Source organism: Spirosoma utsteinense (assembly GCF_014282275.1).
Lineage (GTDB): Bacteria > Bacteroidota > Bacteroidia > Cytophagales > Spirosomataceae > Spirosoma > Spirosoma utsteinense.
In genome coordinates this window covers 1-1,540 of record NZ_VFIA01000133.1, presented here as the reverse complement: position 1 = coordinate 1,540, position 1,540 = coordinate 1, and the positions used below count along the sequence as shown (strand labels likewise).

At 47.7% G+C, this 1,540-nt stretch carries 1 protein-coding gene; it reads right to left on the bottom strand.

Annotated elements, in window-relative coordinates; genetic code table 11:
• Positions 1 to 54 precede the first annotated feature (54 nt).
• Positions 55 to 1,453, bottom strand: a protein-coding gene (locus tag FH603_RS28055; RefSeq protein WP_394366424.1) for an IS3 family transposase whose coding sequence is annotated in 2 segments (ribosomal slippage) — positions 55 to 1,051 and positions 1,050 to 1,453 — 1,401 coding nt in all. Because the reading frame shifts where the segments join, the coding sequence is not laid out codon by codon here.
• Positions 1,454 to 1,540 lie beyond the last annotated feature (87 nt).

Sequence of the window (1,540 nt, the reverse complement as noted above, 5' to 3'; positions counted from 1 at the left end):
TGTACGTCGTCAACCAAAAGTGGACAGATGCGGGTGAAAAGAGAAGAGAGGTTTTTATCCACTTTGTACACGCTGAAAAATATGGTTTTTCCGGCGTTTAAGCATCGACAAACGCTTGATTTTTTGTCGTTCAGCTAGGATCTGGTCTTGACGACCCCAGTAAGCATCCGCTGGACGTGTATTTTCCAGGGATTCATGATAGCGTTGGTGGTTGTAATAGTCCACCCATTCCGTCAGACGACTCCTCAAGTCATCGGGACTGTAGTAGTGTTCTAATAACAAGACATTTTTCATCGACCGATGATAGCGCTCGATTTTTCCTTGGGTCATCGGATGATGGGGAGCGCAGCGAACATGATCAATGCCTTCCTCTTTCAAATACTCCTTCAGATACCGAGACACATAAGCTGAGCCATTGTCGGACAGAATACGAGGTCGTTGACCTGAACTTAAACTGCTGGCTTGCAGAGCCGCTTGCACCGTTCGCTCCACATCCACCGCTTGCATCCCTGGGCATAGCTCCCAGGCCAGGATGTAGCGTGAGTAGTCATCCAGCACCGTCGAGAGATAATACCAGCCCCAGTGCTTGATTTTAAAATAGGTAAAATCGGTTTGCCAAAGCTGATTGGGAGCCGTGGTAGGATTGTAGAAATGGTCAGCCGCTTCCATGAGTCGATAAGCTGGGGTAGTTACCAAGCCCTGACTTTTCAGAATACGATAGACGGTCGACTCCGACACAAACCAACCCTCATTATCAATGATATAACAGGCTAGTTCGCGACTGGAGAGATCCGGGCGTTCTAGGGCTAATTCAACAATCCGACCTTTCTCAGCAGGCGGTAGTTGGTTCCAGCCACTCGTTCGTTGATAGGGTTGATCCGCCAAGCCATCGTAGCCATCACTTAAATACCGTTTATACCATTGATAAAAGGTTGAGCGATTGATACCTATCTCTTTCAAAGTTGCCTTGGCACTGACTGTTGACTGCTCAACTAGGGTAATGATTTCCATTTTCTCGGACTGAGTCATGTGATGAAAGGGATTAGTCATCGGCCTTAAGGCTTTTTTTTAATACCCGATTCTCCAGGCTCAGTTCGGCCACCAGTTGTTTGAGGGCTTCATTTTCGGATTTAATAGATTGCACTTCGGGGGCGGTAGCTTCCCGGGTGGTATCCCCTGCCAATCGTTTTTTGCCTGCTTCGAGGAACTCTTTGCTCCACCGGTAATAGACGTTAGTATTGAGTCCTTCACGTCGACAGATTTCGGCCACTGACTGTTCCCCCTGTAACCCTTCCAGGACGATTCGGATTTTTTCTTCAGCAGTGTATTGCCGTCGGGTTTGGCGCTGAATGTCTTTGATAATGGATAGCGCTGGCTTCCGGTCGGAGACCGCTGAAGTTGACGGGCCCGTTTTAGAATGACTGGCCGGCGATTTTTTGGTTGAATTGGACATAACCAAGGTGATTTGAGTGAAACAATTTACTGAATTGTCTCTTCCCATTTTCACCCCATTTGTCCACTTTTACTTGACGACGTACAC